At 60.5% G+C, this 20,245-nt stretch carries 18 protein-coding genes and 1 tRNA gene; 5 read left to right on the forward strand and 14 right to left on the reverse strand.

Translation table 11 applies throughout. From position 1 onward, the window contains the following. Positions 1-160: 160 nt before the first annotated feature. Complete coding sequence (locus tag AB1805_09695; protein ID MEW5745692.1) at positions 161-820, reverse strand: rhomboid family intramembrane serine protease; 660 nt, start codon at positions 818-820, stop codon at positions 161-163. Between the two features lie 305 nt (positions 821-1,125). Between AB1805_09695 and AB1805_09700 the strand changes: the two genes are divergently transcribed. The 3 genes from AB1805_09700 (at position 1,126) to AB1805_09710 (ending at position 4,055) form a co-directional block, all read left to right on the forward strand. Continuing rightward, on the forward strand, positions 1,126-1,473 hold the full coding sequence (locus AB1805_09700) for a hypothetical protein (protein MEW5745693.1): 348 nt from the start codon (positions 1,126-1,128) through the stop codon (positions 1,471-1,473). A 102-nt stretch (positions 1,474-1,575) separates the two neighbouring features. Then, positions 1,576-3,414, forward strand: coding sequence for a multiheme c-type cytochrome (locus tag AB1805_09705; protein ID MEW5745694.1), 1,839 nt, complete (start codon positions 1,576-1,578; stop codon positions 3,412-3,414). Further along, positions 3,411-4,055 carry a cytochrome b/b6 domain-containing protein gene (locus AB1805_09710; protein MEW5745695.1) on the forward strand — a complete coding sequence of 215 codons (645 nt, stop codon included), beginning with the start codon at positions 3,411-3,413 and terminating at the stop codon, positions 4,053-4,055. The genes AB1805_09705 and AB1805_09710 overlap by 4 nt, the downstream gene beginning before the upstream one ends. A gap of 198 nt (positions 4,056-4,253) precedes the next feature. Here the strand turns inward: AB1805_09710 and katG are convergent, their stop codons facing one another. The 11 genes from katG to AB1805_09765 form a co-directional block, all read right to left on the reverse strand. Then, positions 4,254-6,452, reverse strand: coding sequence for a catalase/peroxidase HPI (gene katG / locus AB1805_09715; GenBank protein MEW5745696.1), 2,199 nt, complete (start codon positions 6,450-6,452; stop codon positions 4,254-4,256). Between the two features lie 114 nt (positions 6,453-6,566). Further along, complete coding sequence (locus AB1805_09720) at positions 6,567-7,025, reverse strand: Fur family transcriptional regulator (protein MEW5745697.1); 459 nt, start codon at positions 7,023-7,025, stop codon at positions 6,567-6,569. Positions 7,026-7,218: 193 nt separating this feature from the next. Beyond that, the gene (locus tag AB1805_09725) at positions 7,219-8,025 is read right to left on the reverse strand and encodes an RNA methyltransferase (protein ID MEW5745698.1); all 807 of its coding nucleotides are present in this window, start codon (positions 8,023-8,025) and stop codon (positions 7,219-7,221) included. Next, a complete protein-coding gene (locus AB1805_09730; protein MEW5745699.1) occupies positions 8,022-8,879 on the reverse strand; it encodes a site-2 protease family protein in 858 nt (285 codons plus the stop codon). The genes AB1805_09725 and AB1805_09730 overlap by 4 nt, the downstream gene beginning before the upstream one ends. After that, positions 8,876-10,324, reverse strand: coding sequence for a 30S ribosomal protein S12 methylthiotransferase RimO (gene rimO / locus AB1805_09735; protein MEW5745700.1), 1,449 nt, complete (start codon positions 10,322-10,324; stop codon positions 8,876-8,878). The genes AB1805_09730 and rimO overlap by 4 nt, the downstream gene beginning before the upstream one ends. Next, the gene (locus AB1805_09740) at positions 10,317-10,748 is read right to left on the reverse strand and encodes a DUF2062 domain-containing protein (GenBank protein MEW5745701.1); all 432 of its coding nucleotides are present in this window, start codon (positions 10,746-10,748) and stop codon (positions 10,317-10,319) included. Before AB1805_09740 ends, rimO begins: the two co-directional genes overlap by 8 nt. Then, on the reverse strand, positions 10,735-11,793 hold the full coding sequence (gene thiL, locus AB1805_09745) for a thiamine-phosphate kinase (protein MEW5745702.1): 1,059 nt from the start codon (positions 11,791-11,793) through the stop codon (positions 10,735-10,737). The genes AB1805_09740 and thiL overlap by 14 nt, the downstream gene beginning before the upstream one ends. After that, complete coding sequence (lon, locus tag AB1805_09750) at positions 11,735-14,299, reverse strand: endopeptidase La (protein MEW5745703.1); 2,565 nt, start codon at positions 14,297-14,299, stop codon at positions 11,735-11,737. Before lon ends, thiL begins: the two co-directional genes overlap by 59 nt. A gap of 75 nt (positions 14,300-14,374) precedes the next feature. Beyond that, entirely contained in the window at positions 14,375-14,734 is a 360-nt protein-coding gene (locus tag AB1805_09755) for an Hsp20/alpha crystallin family protein (protein MEW5745704.1), read from the reverse strand. Positions 14,735-14,752: 18 nt separating this feature from the next. Continuing rightward, complete coding sequence (galU, locus tag AB1805_09760; GenBank protein MEW5745705.1) at positions 14,753-15,640, reverse strand: UTP--glucose-1-phosphate uridylyltransferase GalU; 888 nt, start codon at positions 15,638-15,640, stop codon at positions 14,753-14,755. 37 nt (positions 15,641-15,677) lie between these two features. Continuing rightward, positions 15,678-15,765, reverse strand: a tRNA-Leu gene (locus AB1805_09765). A gap of 260 nt (positions 15,766-16,025) precedes the next feature. On the opposite strand from AB1805_09765, the gene AB1805_09770 reads away from it, so the two are divergent. Both AB1805_09770 and lpxC read left to right on the forward strand, forming a co-directional pair. Then, entirely contained in the window at positions 16,026-17,414 is a 1,389-nt protein-coding gene (locus AB1805_09770; GenBank protein MEW5745706.1) for a TldD/PmbA family protein, read from the forward strand. A gap of 214 nt (positions 17,415-17,628) precedes the next feature. Then, entirely contained in the window at positions 17,629-18,513 is an 885-nt protein-coding gene (gene lpxC / locus AB1805_09775) for a UDP-3-O-acyl-N-acetylglucosamine deacetylase (protein ID MEW5745707.1), read from the forward strand. A gap of 257 nt (positions 18,514-18,770) precedes the next feature. On the opposite strand, the gene AB1805_09780 is transcribed toward lpxC, so the two are convergent. Together AB1805_09780 and AB1805_09785 are read right to left on the reverse strand one after the other, a co-directional pair. After that, on the reverse strand, positions 18,771-19,319 hold the full coding sequence (locus tag AB1805_09780) for a winged helix-turn-helix domain-containing protein (GenBank protein MEW5745708.1): 549 nt from the start codon (positions 19,317-19,319) through the stop codon (positions 18,771-18,773). 139 nt (positions 19,320-19,458) lie between these two features. Continuing rightward, positions 19,459-20,100, reverse strand: coding sequence for an L-threonylcarbamoyladenylate synthase (locus AB1805_09785; protein ID MEW5745709.1), 642 nt, complete (start codon positions 20,098-20,100; stop codon positions 19,459-19,461). Positions 20,101-20,245 lie beyond the last annotated feature (145 nt).

Here is a 20,245-nt window from a genome sequence, read left to right on the forward strand (position 1 = left end):
AAATGGGAAATCGTGGTGGCGGAACAAGTGCACCAAAAGAGGAGAGGTTCAGAGGCGGGTCATTTGGAGCGGCTGCCCCGCCTCGGAGGTCGCATCGACCGAGAATGAGCGCAAATGACTCGCCTCTGAACCTCTCCTTTCCATGCGCTGGCCCTGCTCATCAATCATCATTATCGGGATGCTCCCTCTCCGGCATCCAGAGCCTGATAGTGGAGAGCCCGACGAGGAATCCGCCGAGATGGGCGAACCAGGCGGTATTATTGTTCTTTATGAGCAGCAGGCTCACGAGCCCCCCGTAGAACTGGAAGGACGCCCAGGCGCCGATGATCAGGAAGGCCGGGATCGAGAGCTTCTTGATATACACCACCAGGAAGAGGAGCGAATGCACTTTCGCCTGGGGGAAGAGCAGTATGTAGGCGCCGATGACGCCCGACACCGCGCCGCTCGCTCCGACCAGCGGCCTTAAGGAATTCGGTGCAGTGAATGCATAAATATAGTCGGCGCAGAGGCCGCAGAAAAAATAGAAGAGCAGGAAGCGCAGCGGCCCGAGCTCATGCTCGATACGATGGCTGAAGAGCCAGAGATAAAACATATTGACCAGGAGATGGAGAAATCCGCTATGGAGAAAAAGAGAGGTGGCGACGGTCGCCAGCACACCGAAGGGCTGCTCCGCTACCTGGTGGAGGAGCTTGTAGGGAACAGCGCCATACTGTATGAAAAGGCCCTTCCCTCCCTGAGCGAGCAGTGAAATATGAATAAAGACATAGAGATTGACGGCGATAATGAGGAGCGTTACTGCCGGGACCTTCCTGAAAGGCATATCATCTTTATACGGGATGAGCATAGAAGTACATTAAGCCGCTGCGGCTGTTCTGTCAAGGCATGACCGCCGTGACCGCAACTGCACATTGCAAGCACTTGATATAGCTCAGCTTTGCATTAAGGATCCGGCGGTCGACCTCCCCCTGGCCATCCTCTTGACGGGAGATGCCCCTGCCTCTCCTCCCCGTTTGCAGGGCGGTTAGGACATTTTTCCGATAGAAAATAGGAAATCCTTCCAATTGTATGTGCCGCTGCTTTGCGATATTCTAGAATCAAGAAAACAGAAGAAAGGGGGTACAGACAATGTTCAGGTACAGTGGAGGAGAAAGAGTAAAGAGAGGTACCTACTGGAATTTCTCGACAGGGAAGCGGATCCGGATCGTCAACCACGACGTGCTCCCGGGAGACAGCGGGACTGCCTACTACAAGCTTTCGCCGATAGGCATTCTCGTCCTCGGGCCTCTCTTCGGGCTGCTCTATGCGGCGATGCTTCCCTTCATCGGCCTCGCCATGATGGCGAAGATGCTGGGGCAGAAGTCATTCGGCAGGGCCGCTGAAACGGTCGGCAGGGGCATATCCTTCGGCTGGAGGCCGGGAGAGGCGTATCTCGGCGGCAAAAAGAAGAAGGATCGCCCGGAAGAGAAGCAGTAACCAGGAAGCGCTGAGAGCAAAGCAGTGAGGGCGACGGGGAGCTCACCTCGTGAACTATCCCCGCACGATCAAGAGAACTATCGTCGTAACGGAGGAAACACTATGTCGATCCAGAGCACGGTACAGAACGCGGCCGGCCCCCTGCTCATCGGTCCACGAGCCGGAGCGGCAGGGGCAGTCATTCCAGGGATCGGGCCAAGACTCAGAAAAAATAGCGGCGCAGCAGGCGTCCTGCGGTACGGTTCATTGGGCGCGCTCATCTTCGGTCCCCTTCTGGGGCTCCTGTACATCATGTTCATGCCCTTCATCTTCATCCTTCTCGGCTTCTTGATGCTGCCCGGCATACTCCTCGCAAAGACAGAAGCGGTCACCCTCGAGGGGAAATCGGCGGTATGCATGGGATGCCACGCAGCCGAGGGGATGACCAAGACCTTCGCCAGCAAGGAGACGATCTCCCTCCAGGTCGACGCGCGGCAGCTCACGCAATCGGCACACAGCTTCCTCGAGTGTACTGACTGCCACCAGTCGATTGCAGCGTCGGACCACCCGGCGGGAAGCGTCTACCGGAGCAAAAAAGAGTTCGAGGAGAAGATGTCCGCTGCGTGCAGAACATGCCACAGCGACCAGGCGCTCAAAAAACAGCCGATGCACTTCCAGGCAGCGACCCGGGCCAATGCGCCGCCCTGCACCGAATGCCACAGCGGGCATGCGGTAAAGAACATCGCCTCGGTCAAGAAAGCCCAATCGGACAACCAGTACTGTCTCACCTGCCATCAGAAAGAGCTTGCCATCACCTCGACCAACGCCGTAACATCGATCAGCGAGCAGCAGCTCAAGCGCTCAGTGCATAGCAACCACCGGTGTGCGGACTGCCACGCCGGCTTTTCGAAAGAGCAGCACCCCATAAAGAAGTACGGCCATGTACGGGAGCACGTCATCGCGCTCTCCGCGACCTGCGAGCGCTGCCATGCCGACAAGCTGGTGCAGGTAAACGGCAGCATCCATGCCTCGATGCTGAAGCAGAACCGCAATGCCCCGGTCTGCACCGACTGCCACGGCTTCCATGACGTTACCCCCAAGGCGGCCTATGCAACGGTCAGCGGCGTTCCCTGCAAGAAATGCCATGAGGACGTCTTTGCCGAATACGCGAAGAGCGTGCACGGCAGGGCCAAGATAAGCGGCAGCGGGAAGCACGCCCCTCTCTGTTCATCATGCCACCGCGCCCATGATATCAAGGCGACGGCGCTGAACAGCGCGATCAAGGACGCCTGTCTCGGCTGCCATGCCAATGCGCCGGCGCTCCACGAACGGTGGCTCCCCAACACCGCGCTCCACCTCGATTCCATAGCCTGCGCCGTCTGCCATTCGCCCGAGGCGGATCGCGGCGTCTCTCTGACCCTCATCGACAGGAATACGGGGAAGCCCATTACCGAGGAGCAGCTCATAGCGATCCTCGGCGGCAACTACCGGGAGCTCATAACCCTGGCAAGTTCGCGCAGCTCCGTGATCGACGACCGGGGCCTGCAGAATATCGTGAACCTCATCAACGACAAGAGCTCGACGATGAGGGTGTCCTTCCGCGGCGCCATGGCGGTCACGGGCGGTACGAAGGCCCATGACCTCGCCCTGAAGGGCAAAGCGGTGAAAGAGTGCGAACAGTGCCACAACGCCGACTCCCCGTTCTTCAGGAACGTGACCGTGGCTATCGGCAAGAGCAACGGGAAGATGGTGCGCATCGAGGCCCAACAGGAGGTCCTCGGCTCTCTCTTCTCGGTAATACCCGCAGGGCAGTTCTATGTCCTGGGAGGCACACGGCTCAGAATGCTCGACTTCGTCGGCATTCTCATGGTCATCGGCGGTGCGACATTCCCCCTGGCGCATCTCGCCATCAGGGCGCTTACCGCGCCGATCAGGAAGAACAGAAAGGAGGGCAGGTCATGAGTCATACACTGCATAGAATAGATCTCCATCCGCTTCCGGTACGGGTGTGGCACTGGATCAATGCCGCGAGCTTCATCGTCCTGATCGCCACCGGCATGCAGCTCAGGTACAAGGATATCTTCAGCCTCATGTCTTTCAGGACCGCCGTCGATATTCACAACATCTTCGGCTTCATCCTGACCGGCAATCTCGTCATATGGTTCGCCTACTATCTCGCCACCGGCAAGATCAGGATCTACCTGCCGACGCTGAACCTGGTGAAGCTCGTCAAGGAGATGGTCGTGCAGGCGCGGTACTACGGCTACGGGATATTCGTCGGCGACGAGAACCCGCACCACCCGACGCCCGACAACAAGTTCAACGCCATGCAGAAGACGCTCTATCTCGCGATCATGGTGCTCCTCATCCCCCTGCAGGTCGTTACCGGCGTCCTCCTCTGGGACGTGAAGCGGTTCGAGAAGTGGATCAGCCTCGCCGGCGGGCTGAGACTGGTCGATTCGGTGCATGTATTCCTCTTCCTCTTCTTCACCGCCTTCATCTTCGTCCACGTCTACCTGGCGACCCTCGGGCATACCCCGCTCGCGCACATAAAAGCCATGTTCACCGGCTACGAGGAGGCAGAAAAGGAGCACGCCCACTAGGCAACAGATTGCTCATCGATACGAAAGCGGGGGAGGAGACATCTCATCTCCTCCCCCGCTTCACGTTCTTGGGGTCTGCCTTAGGGTCAGCCGATGTTGCCTGTCCGGTTTTTGCACTATCCGTAAAAGAGCTGCTTTCCCTCAAAAGCGCTCGGCTCTTGCATTGCCCAATTATAGAGGCGCTGCTCGTAAAGCCACTCATGCCGCCATCAGGTCGAAGCGGTCGAGGTCCATAACTTTGTTCCAGGCTGCGACGAAGTCGCGCACGAACTTTTCCTTCGCATCGTCCTGGGCATAGACCTCTGCCAGGGCGCGCAGCTGCGAGTTGGAGCCGAAAACCAGGTCGACCCGGGTGGCGGTCCACTTGAGCTCGCCTGTCGTGCGGTCGCGCCCTTCGAAGATGTCCCTGGCATCGGACGTGGGCTTCCACACAGTGCCCATGTCGAGCAGGTTGACGAAGAAGTCATTGGTCAGCGTCCCGGGCCGCTTCGTGAACACGCCATGCTGCGACTGGCCTGTGTTGGCGCCCAGCACGCGCAGACCGCCCACCAGCACAGTCATCTCGGGCGCGCCCAGGGTCAGGAGGTGCGCCTTGTCCACCAGCATGTCTTCGGCCGACATGGTGAATGCCTTCTTCTGGTAATTGCGGAAACCGTCGGCCTCGGGCTTCAGCACGGCGAACGATTTCACGTCGGTCTGGTCTTGCGAGGCGTCGGTGCGACCAGGGGTGAAGGTTACCTCCACCGTGTGACCGGCAGCCTTGGCCGCCGCTTCGACCGCTGCGCAGCCGGCCAGCACGATGAGGTCCGCCAGGGAGACCTTCTTGCCGCCGGACTGTGCGCCGTTGAAAGCATTCTGGATGCCCTCCAGGGTCTTGAGCACCTTCGCCAGTTGGGCAGGCTGATTGACCTCCCAATCCTTCTGCGGTGCCAGGCGAATGCGCGCGCCGTTTGCGCCGCCGCGCTTGTCCGAGCCGCGGAACGTGGACGCCGAAGCCCAGGCAGTGGAAACGAGCTCCGCCACCGACAGGCCCGAGGCCAGAACCGTGGCCTTGAGGTCGGCAATGTCCCCGGTATCGATCAGGGGGTGATCGACAGCGGGAAGCGGGTCCTGCCAGACCAGGTCTTCAGCCGGGACTTCAGGGCCGAGGTAGCGGGCCTTGGGCCCCATGTCACGGTGGGTCAGCTTGAACCAGGCGCGGGCGAACGCGTCGGCAAAGGCCTGCGGGTCTTTATGGAAGCGGCGCGCGATGGGCTCGTAGATCGGGTCGAAGCGCAGCGACAGGTCGGCCGTGGTCATCATGGGCCGGTGCTTTTTCGAGGGGTCGTGGGCATCCGGGATCATATGTTCCGGCTTCACGTCCTTTGCCAGCCATTGATGAGCGCCGGCCGGACTCTTGGTCAGCTCCCATTCGTAGCCGAACAGCATAGCGAAGTAGCCCATGTCCCATTTTGTGGGGTTGGGTTTCCATGCGCCTTCGATACCGCTGGTGATCGTGTCGCAGCCTTTGCCCGTACCGAAGCTGCATTTCCAGCCAAGGCCCATTTCCTCCAGCGGGGCGGACTCAGGTTCGGGGCCGACCAGTTTCGGGTCGCCTGCACCATGCGCCTTGCCGAAGGTGTGGCCGCCGGCGACGAGCGCGACCGTCTCCTCGTCGTTCATGCCCATGCGGCCGAAGGTCTCGCGCACATCGCGGCCCGATGCCACGGGGTCGGGGTTGCCGTTGGGGCCTTCGGGGTTCACATAGATCAGGCCCATCTGCACGGCAGCCAGCGGGTTCTCCAGCTCGCGGTCGCCGCTGTACCGCTTGTCGGCCAGCCACTCGGCTTCGGAGCCCCAGTAGATGTCTTCCTCGGGCGCCCAGATGTCCACGCGGCCGCCGCCGAAGCCGAAGGTCTTGAAGCCCATGGACTCCAGGGCCACGTTGCCTGTCAGGATCATCAGGTCGGCCCAGGAGATCTTGTTGCCGTATTTCTTCTTGATCGGCCAGAGCAGGCGGCGCGCCTTGTCCAGGTTGCCGTTGTCGGGCCAGCTGTTGACCGGTGCAAAACGCTGGTTGCCGGTGCCGCCACCGCCGCGTCCGTCGCCGGTGCGGTACGTGCCGGCGCTGTGCCAGGCCATGCGGATGAAGAGCCCGCCGTAGTGGCCCCAGTCCGCAGGCCACCAGTCCTGCGAGTCGGTCATCAGTGCGTGCAGGTCTTTCTTCAGGGAGGCGAGATCGAGCCTCTTGAATTCCTCGGCGTAGTTGAAGCCGGGACCCATCGGGTCGGACTTGGGGGAATGCTGGTGAAGAAGGCCCAGGTTCAGCTGGTTCGGCCACCAATCACGGTTCGATGCGCCTCGGGGAGTGGTTCTGCCGGACTTGCCCGTTACCGGGCACGTGCTCTCTTCGTTCATGGTATTTACTCCTTGCTATGAGTGAACTGTTAAACCGCTACCGTTGCAGCCCGCGGGCCAATCCATTTTTCGATGAATCCAATCAGGAATCATTCCTAAGAATGAACAAAAAAATTAACGGCCCGTAACGTCTGCGCAATCCCTGCAGATGCCGTAATATTCAAATCGCATACGTGCAGGCTTAAAGCCGGTCTTCTTTTCGACAGTCTTCGACAATGAAGGCAAGTCACCCATAAAGTCGGTTATCTTACCGCATTGTGTGCAGACAAGGTTGATATGGTCCGCTACGTTACTATCATAACGGTTGTCCGTGTTATAGTATTCGAGCTCTTGTATCAGGCCTTCCCTTTTCAACATGTCGAGGGTGTAATAGACCGTTGACATGCTTATCCGCGGAACGGCCTTTCTGACTTTCCTTAAAATATCCCTCGCCCCCGGATGCGACACATCACGCGCAAGAAGCTTGATGATCTCACGCCTTTGAGGGGTAAGCTTGTATCCCTTATCACGCAGAGTCGTGATCAGCCTTTCTTCACTATTCCGTGGATCCCGCGGCGTTCTCTGGTCTTTCATAACAGGAATGATTCCTTCTTGAAACCTACTGCATATCGTGTGCCTTGTCAAGTCAATCGGCCGGTCTCGTCCGGATAGGTGTCATGGAAGAGAGTCATAGAAGAGTGGTCAGACTGGTTTACGTGAATCTGGAGATTTGGAAAGGAGAGATTGCCGCGCTATGCTCGCAATGACAAGAAAGAGCATCTATCCTCTACCTTCCGCTGAATCTCCGCTGCCGCAGCGTCTCGTAAAATGCTACGGTCGCTGCCATGGCGACGTTAAGGCTTTCAGCCCGACCCGCAAGAGGGATGCTCATGAATCCGGCAGCGATCCTTCGCAGCGGCCCGCTCAGCCCATGCGCCTCGTTGCCGAGGGCGATGGCGACCGGGCGGCTCAGATCCGCCTCGTATATAGACCGTTCGGCACGACTATCGGTCCCCCACAGGTGAATATCCCGTTCGGAGAGGAAGTCCCTCAGCTCATCGGGCGCGGCATGCACGACGGGAATAGTGAAGATGCTCCCTGCCGTGGCCCTCACTGCCTTGGGGCTGAAGGCGTTGCAGGTGCCGGGCATGACGACCACCGCATCGGCCCCTGCGGCATCGGCGCTCCGGATGATGGTCCCCAGGTTTCCCGGGTCCTGGATGCCGTCGCAGACGGCCAGGAAGGGCGCTGCTTTGAACTGCAGCCCCTCGAGACCGATCGCCGGCCACGAGACGACGGCTATGATGCCCTGGGGCGTCTCGGTATCCGAGAGCCGGGAGAACACCGCTCCGGAGAGCTCCACGAGAAGTGAAGCCTTCCGCTCCAGGAGATGCAGGAGGCGCTTACCCTCTTTTTTAGAGATAAACTCCGCGGTAAAAAAGACTCTTTTGAACGCCACTCCGGCAGCGAGTGCCGCCTCCACGAGGTGCGGGCCTTCGATGAGAAAGCCGGTGCTCCGGTCGGGACTGCTCTTGAGTTTCAGCGTCCCTTTTATGAGGGGATTCGAGGTGCTGGTGAGGGTGGTGTATTTCACAGCGATAGCATGAACGGCGAGGGGATAAAGGTGATAATGAATATGATAAGGGAGAGAAAGCCGATCGCCTGCCGCTTCGGATCGAGAGGCGCCTCCCAGTAAAGCACCGGGGGATGCTTGATGCCGAGGACCAGCATCAGCACCGCCCAGACGAGCCACCCCTCCCATCCGGAAGCGCCCAGAAGAGCTGAAATGCCGAGCACTGCCAGGAGGGCTACCAGCACTATCGAGAGATACCGGTGCCGGTCTCCCAGGATCGCATAGGCGATATGGCCGCCGTCGAGCTGACCGATCGGGATGAGATTGAGAGAGGTCACGAAGAGTCCTATCCATCCGGCGAAAGCGACCGGATGGAGGAGGATATCGTGGTGAGCAGGCGCCGCGCCGAGGACGAGCTCCGCAAGGAAAGAGAAGAGGAGCGAATCTCCCAGGGTCAACGCGCCCTCGGCTCCTGCCACGGGCACCACGTTTGACATGCTGAGCCCCGCGATGCAGGCAGCCACCGAGACCACGAAGCCCGCGATCGGGCCCGACGCGCCGATGTCGATGAGCGCCTTTCTCGTGATGATAGGCGATTTCATTTTTATGAACGCGCCGAAGGTGCCGATTATCGAAGGCGCGGGGATGAAGTACGGGAGCGTCGCCCGGGTATGATGCCGCTTCGAGGCGATATAATGCGAGAGCTCGTGGCAGAGCAGGATGGACATCAGCGTCCCCGCAAAAGGAAGCCCCTCGACAAGGCGGCCCGGTTCGCTGATGATATTGATCCCCTGCTGGAGCGCCCCGGCAGCGAGCGTGGTCAGGAAGGTCAGCGCAAACAGCACCAGATGGAGCCAGGGGAGCTTTTTCTTCATTGCGGGGTGATGATCCTCAACTGCCCTTTCGGCGGTATGCGCTTCCGTGATGGTGCTTTTTCGTCAACGATCGTTGCTTTCAGGTCATAGTCGAAGGCGCCGGTGATCTCGACCGGCGCCACCTCCCCGACCGTCAGTCCGGGCGCTTGGGCGTCTGCGGTCTCTATAATCACCACGCCGTCGATCTCGGGGGCATGGGAATAGAGCCGGGCGATGATGACCGGCCCGTCGATCTCGTCGACGATCGCCGGGTACCGCCTGCCGACGAGCTCCTTGTTCTTCTCGAGCGAGATCAGCGCCTGCCGCTGCATGATCTCGTCGACCCGCCGCTGCTTCGTCTTCCCGGGGAGCTGCCCCTTGAGGGTTGCCGACGGGGTCCCCTCCTCTTGCGAAAAGGGAAAGACGCCGAGCCGGTCGAAGCGTATCTCCTCTATGAAATCGATAAGACGGTTGAACTCGTCCTCGGTCTCGGAAGGGAAGCCGACGATGAAGGTGGTCCTCAGGGCGACCTCGGGGACCCTGCGCCGCAGGGTCCGTATCAGCTTGGTGTACTCTTTCCGGGTCCCCCTTCTTCCCATGAGCCTGAGGAGCCTGTCCTCCGAGTGCTGGAGCGGGATGTCGAGGTACTTCCGGATCTTATCCTCACCGGCAACGATATCGATAAGCTCATCGGTGATTGCCGTCGGGTAGAGATAGAGCAGGCGGAGGTAAAAGTCCCCCTCGATGGCGGCCAGGTCCCGCAGCAGCGCTGCCAGGCCATAGTTTCCGTATTCCTTGCCGTAACTGGTGATATCCTGGGCCACGAGGATCAGCTCGCGCACTCCCCGCGCCACATACTCCCGCGCCTCTTCCAGAATCGTCTCCCGGGGAATGCTCCTGAATCTGCCCCTGATCGAGGGAATGACGCAGAACGTGCACCGTTTGTCGCACCCCTCGGCGATCTTCAGATAGGCGTACGAAGCGCGGGAGCCCGGGAGCGACGGTGCAGGGAGGTCGCTATGGCCTCCTCTGCGTCTCCCGGCTTCCGTGCTCCTGCCCTTCCGGGCTTCCGCCCTGATCTTCTCTTCAGCGCTGCTCCGCTTCTGCAGGTCCGCTCTCCTGCAGTAGTCGACGATCTTCCGCTCCTCGCCCACGCCCCAGAGCCCGTCGATTTCGGGGATCTCCTTCAGGAGCTCCTCGCGGTACCGCTGGCTGAGGCAGCCGAAGACGAGGAGCTTTCTCTCTTCGCCCTGCTGTCCCTTCTTTTCCTGCGAGAGCCGGAGGATCTCTTCGATCGACTCCTCTTTCGCATCCCTGATGAACCCGCAGGTGTTCACGAGCAGGATATCGGCATCGCCGCTCTCCTGGACCGGAACGAGCCCTTCATCGAGAAAGGCGCGCGCCAGGTGGTCGGAGTCCGCCTGGTTTTTGGGGCAGCCGAGCGTCGTTATATGCACCTTAATCATGCCGCTCCCTCCGCACCGCCCGGTAGACGATCACGTAGCTCGCGGCAGCGGACAGCAGGCCCACCAGGGTGGTGCCGAGGATAAAGGGCCAGAGGAGCGGCCTCATCTCTCCGAGGAGCGCGGAAACGCTCACCTGGTTCCAATCGACCTTCGGGAGTATCCTCTCTATGCCGAGCATCTGCGCCCCTACCCAGGTCGAAAACGTGTAGATGGGGATGATCGTCCAGGGGTTGGTGATGTAGACGCCGACGATGGTGACGAACTTGTTCAGCCTGAAAATCCACGCCGCAATGATCCCGAGCACGGTATGCAGCCCCAGGACGGGCGACATGCCGATAAAGACGCCGGCTGCAAACGAGAGGGCGACCTTTCTCGGTGAATCCTTTACCTTGACAATGGAACTGAGCTTCTCACGAATCGGCAAAATGCTGATACCCCTCTATCTTCAGCTCGGATGCCCTTCCGCCGGCATCGACGAGCGTTCTCTCGTTCCCGGTAATCTCACCGATGCAGATCGCATCGATCGCCTCATCCGCCGCTTCCGGCGACGCGGTAAACAGCAGCTCGTAATCTTCGCCGCCGGCCGTCGCGCAGGCGAACGGGTCGAGCCCGAGGAGCCCCGCGGCATACCGTACTGCATCCGAGACCGGTATCCGGTCGCGGTAAACCCTGGCGCCGACCCCGCTGGCGTCACAGAGCCTGCCGAGGTCGATGAACAGGCCGTCGCTCACATCGAGCATCGCGGTCACCAGCCCGCGGAAAGGCCGCGCGTCCCTCGCCACCGGCATGAGATGCCGTCTGAGCAGCGGCGCAATGCGCTCGCCCGGAAGCGTCACCTGCCGGTCGTTCTGCTGCAGCGAAAGAGCGGGGAGCCCCTCCCGCTCCCTGAACCGCCATCCCTTGACAAGGGCCCTCGATTCAGGGGCGAGCCTCGTGAGCAGGGCGAGACCGCAGGCCGCGTCACCCGTCGCTGCGGTGACATAGATTTTATCTCCCGGGGAAGCGCCCGCCCTCGTGACCGGCCTCTCCCCGCTGCCGATCACGGTCGCGGAGAGCGCCATATCGTGCAGGGTCGCCGAAAGATCGCCTCCCAGCAGCGCCACACCGTACAACGTCATCGCCTCGGCAATGCCCTCGTAGAGCTCCCAGAAAAACGCCTCGTCGGCATCTTCCTTTACGGCGATGTTCAGGAAGAGATACCGCGGCGCTCCCCCCATTGCCATGATATCGCTGACGTTCACCGACACCAGCTTGAAGCCGAGGTGAAAGGGCGCACAATACCCGAGGTCGAAGTGGACGCCCTCGGTCATCATATCGGTGGTGATCATGAGGTCTTCTCTTCCGGGAGCGATGACCGCAGCGTCATCGCCGATGCCGACGATGACGCTGCGGTCCTGGTGCGATGCGCGGCTAAACTTTTTTTGGAGTTCTCTGAGAAGAGCGAGCTCTCCTACCTGCCGGAGTTGCATGGCTGCCCTTTGGCCCTTTCGCACTGCCCGAGTCATTCCGTCCGGCGCCGCTCTTCGCGCGCGTACGGCTCGATGCCTTCTTAGCAGCGCCCGCGGAAGCCGTGGCGGTTGCGGGTTTCCGTTCTCTCTCTGCCTGCTTCCCGATGCCCGGGATCGCCTTCCTCAGCACCTCGTCCATCGTATCGACCAGGATGAAGTTCATGCCTTCCTTGACATACTTGGGCAGCTCGTCCAGATCCTTCTTGTTCCGCCGCGGCGCGATCACGGTGGTGACCTTCATCCGCTTGGCGGCGAGCGTCTTCTCCTTGAGCCCGCCGATGGGGAGCACCCTGCCGCGGAGGGTCACCTCGCCGGTCATCGCCACATCCTTCCGCACCGGCTTGCCGGTCAGGGCGGAGGCGATCGCCGTAGCCATGGTGATTCCCGCGGAGGGGCCGTCCTTGGGGATGGCGCCGGCAGGGACATGGATATGCAGGTCGACCTTCGAGAAGAGGTCCTCGCTTATGCCGAGGTCGCCGCCCTTCGAGCGCACGTAGCTCAGCGCGGCCTGGGCGGACTCCTTCATAACATCCCCCAGCTGTCCTGTCAGGGTGAGGCTCCCTTTGCCCTTCATCATCGTCGCCTCGACATAGATGACGTCGCCCCCCGCCTCGGTCCAGGCGAGGCCGGTCGCGACGCCGACCTCGTTCGTCTTCATCTCCTCTTCGGGGAGAAAGCGCGGGGCGCCGAGGAATTTGTCGATAGTGTCTCCCGTCACCTCGAAGCTCTTCGCCTTCTCCTCGGCTATCTGCTTCGCCACTTTCCTGCAGAGGTTGGCGATCTCGCGCTCGAGGTTCCTGACGCCCGCCTCCCGGGTATAGTGCGTGATGATCTGCCGGACTGCGGAGTCCTGGACCTTCAGCACCTTTGCCGTAATGCCGTGCTCCTCGAGCTGCTTCGGCAGGAGATACCGCTTGGCGATCTGGAGCTTCTCCTCTTCCGTATACCCGGACAGATAGAGAATCTCCATACGGTCCCTCAGGGGGCCGGGGATCGGGTCGGCGAGGTTTCCCGTCGTAATGAACATGACGTTCGAAAGATCGAAAGGCACCGCCAGGTAGTGGTCCATGAACGAGTTGTTCTGCTCCGGGTCGAGCACCTCGAGCAGCGCCGAAGACGGGTCGCCCCTGAAATCCATGCCGAGCTTGTCGATCTCGTCGAGCATGAAGACGGGGTTGTTCGATCCGGCCTGGCGTATGCCCTGGATGATCCTTCCGGGGAGCGCCCCGACATAGGTCCGCCGGTGTCCGCGTATCTCCGCCTCGTCGCGCACGCCGCCGAGCGACATCCGGACGAACTCCCTGCCGAGGGCGCGCGCGATCGAGCGGCCGAGCGAGGTCTTGCCGACGCCGGGAGGCCCTATGAAGCAGAGGATCGGCCCTTTCATCTTTTCCTTCAGCTTTCGCACGCTGAGGTACTCGAGGATGCGCTCCTTGATCTTCTCGAGATCGTAGTGGTCCTCGTCGAGGATCTTTTCCGCCCTCTTGATGTCGAGCTGATCCTTGGTGCTCTTCGACCAGGGGAGCTCGGTCAGCCATTCGAGGTAGGTGCGGATAGTGCCGGCCTCCGCGCTGTCGGGATGCATCTTCTCGATGCGCCGCAGCTGTTTCTCGGCCTCTTTGAGGACCTTCTCGGGCATCTTCGCTTCCTCGATCTTCCTCCGCATCTCCCTGACCTCTTCGCCGCGCTCGTCGATGTCCCCGAGCTCCCGCTGTATCGCCTTCAGCTGCTCCCTGAGGAAGTACTCGCGCTGCGTCTTGTCGATCTCTCCCCGCGCTTCGGTCTGGATCTTCTGCTGGATCGTGAGCAGCTGCACCTCGCGGCTCAGCACCTCGCCGATCCGCCTCAGGCGCTCGAGGGGGTCGGTCATCTCGAGTATCTCCTGGGCCTGCTCGGTCTTCAGGCCGAGGTTGGCGGTGATGAGGTCGGCCAGACGGCCCGGCTCTTCTATATTCTCGATCACCACCATGACGTCGGGCAGGATCGTCTTGCCGAGCGAGACGACCTTGTCCATCTGCTCCTTCACGTTCCGGATCAGCGCCTCGGTCTCGAGCGACGGCTCGGCAGGCTTCTCCTCGACCACCTTCTCGATATCGGCAACAAAGAAAGGCTCATCCTGCGAAAACCTCGTCACCCGCGCCTTGCTCAATCCCTGCACCAGGATCTTTACCCGTCCGTCGGGGAGCTTCAGCATCCGCATGATCATGCAGACCGTGCCGACGTGGTAAAGGTCCTCGGTCTTCGGCGTCTCGACATTCAGGTCCTTCTGGGCCAGGAGCAGCACCATCCTGTTGGTATTCAAGGCATGGTCGATCGCCCGTATGGACACATCCCGTCCGACGAACAGGGGGAGAATCATATAGGGGAATATCACGATATCCCTCACCGGCAGCACCGGTACGGAGTCCGGAATCTCGACCTCTTTCACTTCTTCTTTTACGCCTTCTTTATCGGCAATCTCTGTCATGTAGTAAGCCCTCCCTCTCTCTCTCTCTGCGCCGTCTCCTGCCCCTGATCAGGAATTCTTCGTGTCCGGAACCGCTCATCGCCTCTGGATCGCGATGGTAATGGTCCTGCTCTTCACCTTCGGAAACGTGACGGTCACCACGCCGTGAGCATACGTCGCTTCGGCCGCCGCCGTATTCACCGGCACCGGGATCCTGACGACACGCCTGAACCCTTTTACATTCCGCTCCATGCATATATAATTGACCCTCGACGCATCCTTCAGCGACCGCCGCAGCGCCTCGATGACGAGCAGGTCCCCGACGACCGTGATCGACACCTCGTCGAGGCTCATTCCCGGGAGATCGATCTCGAAGACGAAGTCGTCCTCGGTCTCGTAGGAGTCGATCAGCGGCCAGGCGGTGGTCTCCACCCGGTACGAAAACAGTTCCTTCACCCTGTTCCTCACAACATCTTACGCCACGTCCTTGATCGTGCGGATCTTCAACCGGTCGAGGAGGAAGGTACGGAAGTCTTCCGCGAACTCTTCATTCCGCAAGGCGAAATCGACCGTTGCCTTCAGGTAGCCCAGCTTGTCGCCCGCATCGTAGCGGTTCCCTTTTATAAGATACCCGTAAATAACCCGCCGGTTCAACAGCTCCCGGAGCGCGTCGGTCAGCTGGATCTCGCCCCCTGCCCCGGGCTTCTGTTTCTCGAGAATATCGAAGATGTCCGGCGTCAGTATATATCTTCCTATTATAGCAAGATTCGAAGGCGCCTCTTCGGCCTTCGGCTTTTCGACGAGATTCTTGATCCGGTAGACATCGCCGTCCAGAACGCCGTCGATAACGCCATAGCGGGAGACCTCCGCCCGCGGGACCTCCTCCAGGGCGATGACCGGGCACTTCAGCTCCTCGTACACCCTGATCATCTCCCGCAGGAGAAAATAGTCGGGATCGACGACGTCATCGCTCAGGATGACCGCGAAGGGCTCCTCCTTGACGAAGGGCTGCGCACAGAGGATCGCGTGGCCCAGCCCGAGGGCGACCCTCTGGCGGATATAGGCGAAATTGATCTCGTTCAGCTTGTTGATCTCCTCGAGGATCTTCTTCTTCCCGGCTATGCGCAGCTTTTCCTCGAGCTCGAAGGCGGAATCGAAGTGGTCCTCGATCGCCCGTTTGTGCTTCCCGGTAATGACGATGAGCTCCTCGATGCCGCAGGAGATCGCCTCCTCTACCGCATACTGGATCAGCGGCTTGTCGACGATGGGCATCATCTCCTTCGGCGACGCCTTCGTCGCCGGCAAAAACCGCGTGCCCAGACCCGCAGCGGGAAAGATAGCCTTTTTGATCGTTCGTTTCATTGTGACACCTCACTGTTGCATTGTTCGTGAGCGTGACTGGTGCCGGAGACGAGACTCGAACTCGTACGAAACTCGGTTTCGAGGGATTTTAAGTCCCTTGCGTCTGCCAATTCCGCCACTCCGGCAGCGTGCTGGACTCGACACGACAGTCGTGCAGAGCAAAAAAACGATGTTACATAAATAAGATACTAGAAAACAAAGGAAAGTGCAACTTGGGCCGGAGCATTCTGGCCTGGTGTATCTGGTATGATATAAGCTACTCGGGGCCGGTGGTATAATTTAAAAAAAGCGATGCGAGGGGGTCCGTACACTGCCCCTGCGCAGTACGGACGAGTCCGGGAGAGAAGGAAACGCCGGGTGAGAAGGATATGCCGGGGAGGAACGCATGATGAATGATGAGCTCTTGCAGCGTCTGCTGCAGCGGACCCTGTCGAACGGCGGCGCGTATGCAGATATCTTCGTCGAGCGCCGCCTGACGACCGCCGTACAGATGGAAGACAACAGGATCGAGAGGGTCTTGAGCGGCTCTCTCGCCGGCGTCGGCATACGGCTCATCCATGAGGGGAAAACGGCGTACGCCTACAGCAATGATTTCTCCGAGAGCAACCTCCTCGCGGTTGCCGAAACCGTCAGCAAGGCGGCTACCCTCCCCTCGGGAGCGCCGGCCGTCGACCTGAAGCGGCGCTACCCGGAGGTCTCCTTCACTATCGCGATGCCGCCGGAGGCCGTTCCGCTCGCTGACAAGGTCGCCCTGGTCAGCGCGGCAAACGAAGCGGCGCGGTCCGTCGATCAGAGGATCAGGCAGGTTACCGTCCTCTACCGCGATTCGGTACAGAGCGTCACGATCGCCGCCTCCGACGGCACGGTCGCCGAGGACAACCGGGTGCATACCATGGGCATCGTGCAGGTCGTGGCTGCGGACGGGGCGCGCATCCAGACAGGGTACGAGCCGCTCGGCGGCCATATCGGCTATGAGCTGTTCGAGGGGCACGCCCTGGAACAGGCGGCGGTCAAAGCCGCGCGGCGTGCGGTGCTCATGCTCACCGCGCGAAGGGCGCCGGGAGGAAGGATGCCGGTCATCATCTCCTCCGAAGCAGGAGGGACCATGATCCACGAGGCTATAGGCCACGGCCTCGAGGCGGACCTGGCGCAGCGGGGGCTGTCGGTGTATTCCGGGAAGCTCGGCCAGAGGGTCGCGTCGCCGGTGATTACCGTACTCGATGACGCCACCCTCCCCAACAAGCGCGGCTCCTTCCGCTTCGACGATGAAGGGACGCCGGCGCAGAGGAATGTCCTCGTAAAGGAGGGGGTGCTCAAGCAGTTCATGTACGATCGCGCCACGGCGGCGGTCGACGGTACGGTATCCACGGGAAACGGCAGGAGGGAGTCCTATGAGCACAAGCCCATTCCCCGGATGACCAACACCTATATCGCCTCCGGCGCCGTGTCGCCGGAGGAGGTCATCAGGTCGGTCCCCCGCGGGCTCCTGGTGAAGAAGATGGGGGGCGGCCAGGTCAATACCGTGACCGGTGATTTCGTCTTCGACGTACAGGAGGGATATCTCATCGAGAACGGCGCAGCCCTCGAACCCGTGCGCGGCGCGACGCTGACGGGGAGCGGCCCCGCAGTGCTGCAGTCCATCGATATGGTCGCCTCGGACCTGGGCTTCTCGATAGGCACCTGCGGCAAGGATTCACAGGGAGCCCCGGTGTCCGACGCCATGCCGACCTTGCGGATACCGGAGATGGTAGTGGGAGGGGAAGTCAGGGAGTGAGCTGCTCAGCTCCAACCACGAGCGCCTCCCCGCAGGACAGGCGTGTTTTCAAAGACACTTTTGCTCGAAACTCAGCTATTCGTTCTTCGGGCTTATCGCTTCGGGTGTAGCAAATATCACACAACCTCGCAATTAAACAACACCCCTCCCTGGAGACGTCATTGTTTTATCGCAGCTTTTAAAGTGGTATTCTTTTTGCATTAGCGATGCTGTCATGAGGTTGCAACGCACTCTAAAGAAAGAGGTCCAGTTCAGCGGCATCGGTCTCCATACCGGACGGCATGCGACGGTGAGGCTGAAGCCCGCTTCGCGCGATACGGGGATCGTCTTTTACCGGGTCGATAAAGGCGCTATCGTTCGGGCGAACGTAGGCGCGGTCCTCGATACCGCGTTCGCTACCACCATAGGGTTCGACGGCGTCAGGATCAGGACGGTCGAGCACCTCCTCGCGGCGGCTGCGGGGCTCGGCATCGACAACCTCCTCGTCGAGGTCGACGGCCCCGAGATCCCGATACTCGACGGCAGCGCCACGGAGCTCGTCGGCATGATGCTCGAGGCGGGGATCGCGAAACAGGGCAAGAGAATATCCTTCGTGAAGATCACCAGGCCGGTGATTTACGAAGACGCTCACGCCCGGGTGGTCGCCCTCCCTTATGACGGCATGCGGATATCCTTTTCGATACACTTCGGCCACCACTTCCTGGGACAGCAGGAGCTGACCCTCGACCTGGACGAGACGACGTTCCTCAAGGAGGTCGCTCCGGCGCGGACCTTCGGGTTCCTGCGCGATGTGGAGATGCTCCGGGCCAACGGGCTCGCCAAAGGCGGCTCGCTCGACAACGCCGTCGTCATCGGCGACGAGGGCATCCTGAACGCGAGCGGCCTCAGGTTTACCGACGAGTTCGTCAGGCACAAGATCCTCGACACCGTCGGAGACCTCTCGATTCTCGGCCTCCCCCTCCAGGGGCACCTGCTGCTCGAAAAGGCCGGGCACACGGCGAACTTCAGGTTCCTGAAGAAGCTCCTCGCCTCCGTCGACTGCTACCGCATCGTCTCGGATGTCGATCTGGTGGGCACGCAGGCCCTCACCTACCGCTAACGCTAACCGACAAAAAAAAGGGGAATACCCAAAATCTCGATGGTAATGAATGAGCGGTCATTACTATTTTGGGTATTCCCTTATACTGCTACTGTCTTCGTCAGCGTTCCTTACTTCTTCTTCGCTGTCTTCTTCGCGGAAGACTTCGCTGCAGTCTTCTTCGCCGGAGCCTTTTTTGCTGTTGCCATGACCTTCACCTCCTTTCGCTCCCGCCGCAACCCCTGCGTACTCCCTCTGGTCCGCGGGAAGATGTGCTCTTACGCCCGTCCCAGCAGCGTAATCCTTTTCTCCTGAAGGATGCGCTTCAGGTTCGAATCCTTCCTCTTCTTCAGTTTGTACTCGGACTCCTCGATCACCGTGCAGTTTATCTTCTTCGAAAACTTCTTCTCGATGTCATGCAGCCCCATGAGGAGGGCCGGTGTGGACGGTCCTATCACAAACAGATCGACAAGCGGAGGGTCTTCACCTTCGGCATACGGCCCGTAGATGAACGCGGTTTTTATGTCGTTCGCGCGCAGGAGGCTCTTGAGTGCCCCGGGCAGGCCGAGCGATTTGGCGATCAGGTTCTTCAGCTCCGAGAAAAGGGGCGAGTCGCTGTTGGCCTGGAAGTATTTCAGGTTCGCGATCTTCTCGCTGACCACGATCCCCATCTCTTCCAGGCGGTCGAGCTCCCTCTTCACCCCCGAGGGATTCTTCCGCAGGAGCTTTGCAATCTCCCGTACATAGAACCTTTCATCCGGGCTGTTCAGCAGCAGCGACAGCACGTCGGCTCGTATCGATGAGGAAAAGAGGTTCTTCAGCATCATCCGGTTCCTTGGGTAAACTATAAACGATAATTTTATTTTTGTCAACAGATAATTTACTTTTTAGAACGAAAGTTGCCTTCTTATGAACATTCACTATTAGTGAACGGTCGTTCCTGATTAGTGAATATCTGTTCCGGGATTACCGAGCAGGACGGGAGAGACACTCGTGAACGGCGTCGGGAGGCACCGCGCCCGCCCTGACGATCGCGATCGCCGTTCCCGACGCATCCACGATCGTCGACGGCAGCACGCCTTTTGTTTCACTTCCGTCAACAATCAAATCGAGACGGTCACCGAACGCGGCCCGCACCATCGCCGCGCTCGACGCGGGGGGCTGTCCCGAGACGTTCGCGCTCGTCGCCGTCAGGGGAAGGGGGGACGCCTGAGCCAGGCGCAGGGCGAAGGACTCGCCGGGCATGCGCGCGGCGACGGTCCCCCCGGAGACGATGAGCCCGGGGAGGTCCGTCCGGGCGGGGAAGAGCAGGGTGAGCGGCCCGGGCCAGAAGCACGCCATCAACGCGGCGGCGGCGGCGCTGATGCGGGTGGTGAGCAGCGGCAGGTGGTCGGGGCGGCCGATGATGAGCGGCATGGCCTTCTCGTGCGGCCGGTGCTTCAGGGCGATGATGCGCTCCAGGGCGGACGTGCGGTCGTAGAAGGCGCCCAGGGCGTAAAAGGTCTCGGTAGGGTAGGCGATGACCCCGCCGCGCTCGAGCACCGAGAGCGCGGCGCTCACGGCCTCCTGCGCCGTATCAGGGGTCAGTTTCACTATCGTCGTGGTCACCGTGATTCCTCCTCGCCTCCTGGCAGCCGGACAAGTGGGGGCCGGGTCGTGTACGCACCGCGTTTCGTCACGAGCTCTCTCTGCAGGCGCTCTCTGCGAAGGTTGCAAACGCGATGCTCTACCCATTATAATACACCTGTCGTGG

It is taken from the genome of Nitrospirota bacterium (genome assembly GCA_040752355.1).
In the GTDB taxonomy this organism is placed as follows: domain Bacteria; phylum Nitrospirota; class Thermodesulfovibrionia; order Thermodesulfovibrionales; family Dissulfurispiraceae; genus JBFMCP01.